The 3,843-nt window shown below is 42.4% G+C and carries 3 protein-coding genes; all 3 read right to left on the reverse strand.

What is annotated here, in order from left to right; genetic code table 11:
• Positions 1–124 precede the first annotated feature (124 nt).
• Positions 125–1,033, reverse strand: a complete 909-nt coding sequence (locus tag AC4II3_RS31780; RefSeq protein ID WP_488016800.1) for a CoB--CoM heterodisulfide reductase iron-sulfur subunit B family protein — start codon at positions 1,031–1,033, stop codon at positions 125–127.
• A gap of 82 nt (positions 1,034–1,115) precedes the next feature.
• Positions 1,116–1,862 carry a sulfotransferase family 2 domain-containing protein gene (locus AC4II3_RS31785; protein WP_488016802.1) on the reverse strand — a complete coding sequence of 249 codons (747 nt, stop codon included), beginning with the start codon at positions 1,860–1,862 and terminating at the stop codon, positions 1,116–1,118.
• Positions 1,863–1,964: 102 nt separating this feature from the next.
• Positions 1,965–3,653 carry a glycosyltransferase family 39 protein gene (locus tag AC4II3_RS31790; protein WP_488029806.1) on the reverse strand — a complete coding sequence of 563 codons (1,689 nt, stop codon included), beginning with the start codon at positions 3,651–3,653 and terminating at the stop codon, positions 1,965–1,967.
• Positions 3,654–3,843: the final 190 nt, after the last annotated feature.

The following is a 3,843-nucleotide window of genomic DNA, read 5'->3' on the forward strand; positions in this document are numbered from 1 at the left end:
TAATTGCTAGAGGCTCCTAGCAGGAACAAGCCGCACTTGTAGTAAACTTTTGCCTTCCCCTCCTGGGAGGGGTTAGGGGTGGGTTCCTCTTGCCTGTTGCCCTTGCGCGTAGCCCTATAACTAGTCAAGTATGCCCCAACTTCTTTAGTACAGGTGCGGTCGAAACCACGTGCCGTTCTAAACCCAGTTGCTTTGGACTAACCCCTAGGGCTAGGGCAACTAACTGGGGTAAATGCAATACTGGTAACCTTAACTGACGCCCAATCACCTTTTCTACCTCCGGTTGACGGGAGTCGAGATTAAGATGACACAACGGACAAGGGGTAACCATGCAATCCGCACCAGCATCCAAGGCTTCCTGAATATGGCTCCCTGCCATCTTGAAGGATTGTTCTGTGGCATAACTAGATATTGGCCAACCACAACATTGAGTACGACCTCGGTAATATACAGGTGTTGCTCCTACGGTGCGAAATACAGTTTCCATGGATTCTGGATTGACTGGGTCATCGTAGGAGATGGATGTCTGAGCTCGTAGCAAATAACAACCATAGAATGCAGCACACTTGAGTCCAGTTAGCTTGCGACTCACTTGTGCTGCTAGGGCTTCCATGCCGTAATCTGCCACCAATGCCCACAGTAAATGCTTGACTTCTGTAGTGCCTTTGTAAGGAGAACAGCCTTCTTTTTTCAGCAAGCCATTCACTTTTTCCACATAACCGGTGTCGGTCTCTTGGAATTCCTTTAAACGCTCATCTACATGACCAATTACTCCCTGACAGGTGCTGCAATGGGTTAACAGGGGTAGATTCAGCTTTTCAGCTAGGGCGATGTTACGAGCGTTAACAGTGTCTTCTAGGAGTTGGGAATCTTCTTTGAAGGTTCCAGAACCACAACAAGCAGCTTTTTTCAACTCAATCAGTTCAATTCCTAGCGCTTGGGTTAAGGCTGACGTAGATTGGTATAGTTCTCCACAGGCTCCTTGAGCAACACAGCCGGGGAAATAGGCATATTTGAGCGTAGCAGATGGCATAGTAATTTATACTTAATCGCCTCAAAGCGGTTAGAGATCAGCTCAAGGGTAACAGCTCATGCCCTAACCGCTACTAGCTTGTTCAAAATTCGTAACCATAGCGCTTTATTTCTTCGTCAAAAACGTACTGGACAATTTTTTGCGATCGCTCATTATAGTACTCTCGATAGTTTTTCTTTCTTTCTTCGGTTTTGTTGATCACTGGTATTTGCACTTTGAAGGGCACTCCAGCTTTATCCAGGACTCTGTCAAAATCATCCTGAAGGGTTTCAAAACGCATTACACTATCCATACCTTTGGTATAGCTTCCATAAAGCGTGTAAGGTTCAGCGGGAAGACCTACAAACTGTTTAACTCGGTTTCGATTAGTATTCCGAACCAGGGATTTAACGGTTCGTTTCAGTCCATTTCCGTAAATAGAGCCATAGTGTTTCTCAATCCAATCATTAAATGAATGGGTTTTGCAAAATTCCATGTCTTCTATATAACCCGGTAGACGGTGAACCCATGACGTGGAGTCAGCGATGAAGTGTTGGTATTTTGAGGCTCTTTTTACATAGTCAGAAGCTAAACTGTCAAAAGGGTTGCGAATACAACTAAATTTTAGATATGATGCTGCCTCTTTTTCTGTCAAAAGATTGCGTCTGAACATCTCTCGTAGAGAATGATGTCTTCTGTGCATCAAAAATTTTCCGTTGGCGTCTAGGATGTCTTGGGCGGGGACTAGTTCGCCTTCTAGCTTTTTTTCCAGGACATCTTCTACTGCTGTGCAACCAGTTCGCGGTGCCATCAGGTAGAGTAAGCCGTATTTACGGCAAATCATTGCCATGATCAAGCTCCTTTGATTATAGGGGTTATTATCAACAAGACGTAAGGATTCAGCTGTCAGCTATCAGCTATCAGCTATCAGCTATCAGCTATCAGCTTAGGTTTATTCTTTTACTAGTTTCCACAGAAAGGTTTTAATTTCGTAAGTTGGTTCAATTTTATGGTTCCATTTGCCAATAAGTTCTGATTTATAGTTGTATTTTTTCTCGATTTTTTGTCGCAACTCCCTAGATGGATTATATAAAAATACATCACTAAATTCATCGGTATTTTCGGGGATGATTAACTGTTTGCTTTTTTCGCCATTAGGCATCTTTACGGATTTCTGGCTTAACCAGCAAAACTTCACTTTGGGGTCGAGAAGGTAAGACAGGGATATCACTTCCAGACTTTTTGTCAGCAATAGCGGTTCGTCAGCCTGGTTAATAATTGCTGCTACCTGGGTATGGTTAGCACTAGTATACTTGTTCCACCAAAATTCCGCTTGAGAACTGATCACACAGGATAGAATTCCACCAGACAGTAGTAAAATCATTCCGAGTCGCCATAGCTTCTGTTGCCATACTCCCTGAAAAATGCTAGTTATTTTGTTAGTTATTTTGTTAGTAAATAGGTAAGCAACTGCTAGCTGAATACCAAGATAACAGGGAATTAGATAGCGAGTTACACTAGAACGCTTACCTCCAGAAATTAGATCCGGTAGCACTAGGGCTACGGCGGTAACTCCAATTAATGTCACGATGAATAGACTAACTCGTTTGGGACTATGACGACAAAGAAAGTATATGGCATAGCCCACTAGGATTAAGATTATTACAGAAACCACTACACTGGGGAAATTCAAGCCTTGGTTGATATCAAAGAAACTCCGATTAATATTAATCAGCCAGGTTTGGGCTAATGATGATAAAGGAACCTCTTGGAGTGCCCATTTGGTTTTGCTGGATACCTTAGAAAGGTTACTGTTAGAAACTAGTAACCAAGGGACAAATACCATCAAAGCCATTAACGATGATAGCCCATAGTAAACAAGAATTTTACTGAAGCGGAACCGTTCTGTTAGCAGTACATAGATGCCATGGCTGATGGCTACTAAGATAGAAAATAAAAATGTATAAAATCCTGTCACTAACGTGAGGGCGTAAATTCCCCAGGTAGAGATAAAGTGTAGGATATCTCTAATCTTATTAGTCGTTTTTCTTCGTTTGGTTAACCGTATTGCCCGTAACAGTGCTGCACTTGATAGCAAAATCGTTACTGTCCATAAGCCATACTGTCTTGCGGCTTGGGCATACAAGACCTGAAAGGGAGAAACGGCAACTAAGGCCATAGCTACCCATCCCACCAAGGACGACTCGAATAATTCTTGACATAACCAATAGATAGCAGGAAACACCAGCAAGCTAATCAGAGCTGAAAAACTTCTCTTCACTGCTACTGAATTACCAAATAATTGCGACCAAACTCGCGCCATTACGTAATATAATGGGGGATGTTGAGGTTCTTCAAAGGCCAATCCCTTAATCGTACCAAGCAGTTTTTTTTCTGGATTTGTATGCTGATACTTATGTAATTCTTTAATAGCGATCGCATCCCCATTGGAAATTTCTGGTATCATGTCTGACAATCGATAACCAGAAATTCGTAGCGAGGTAAAGGTTTCATCAATCCAGTAGGTTTTTTTGTCAATATTTACGAATCGAAACACTATTCCTAGCATCAACAGGATAATAATTAAAAGCCCTAACCAAGTTGAGCTAAATCTACGAGTTTGGTGCAATTTGTTTAGCATATATAGCAATTATACTACTTGTGAGGTACAAATATATGGGTTTTAGGGAGCAGGGAGCAGGGAGCAGGGAGCAGGGAAGAGGCAATAGGCAATAGGCAATAGGCAATAGGCAATAGGCAAGAGGCAATAGGCAAGAGGCAATAGGCAATAGGCAATAGGCAAGAGGCAATAGGCAAGAGGCAATAGGCAA

The organism is Moorena sp. (assembly GCF_982860115.1).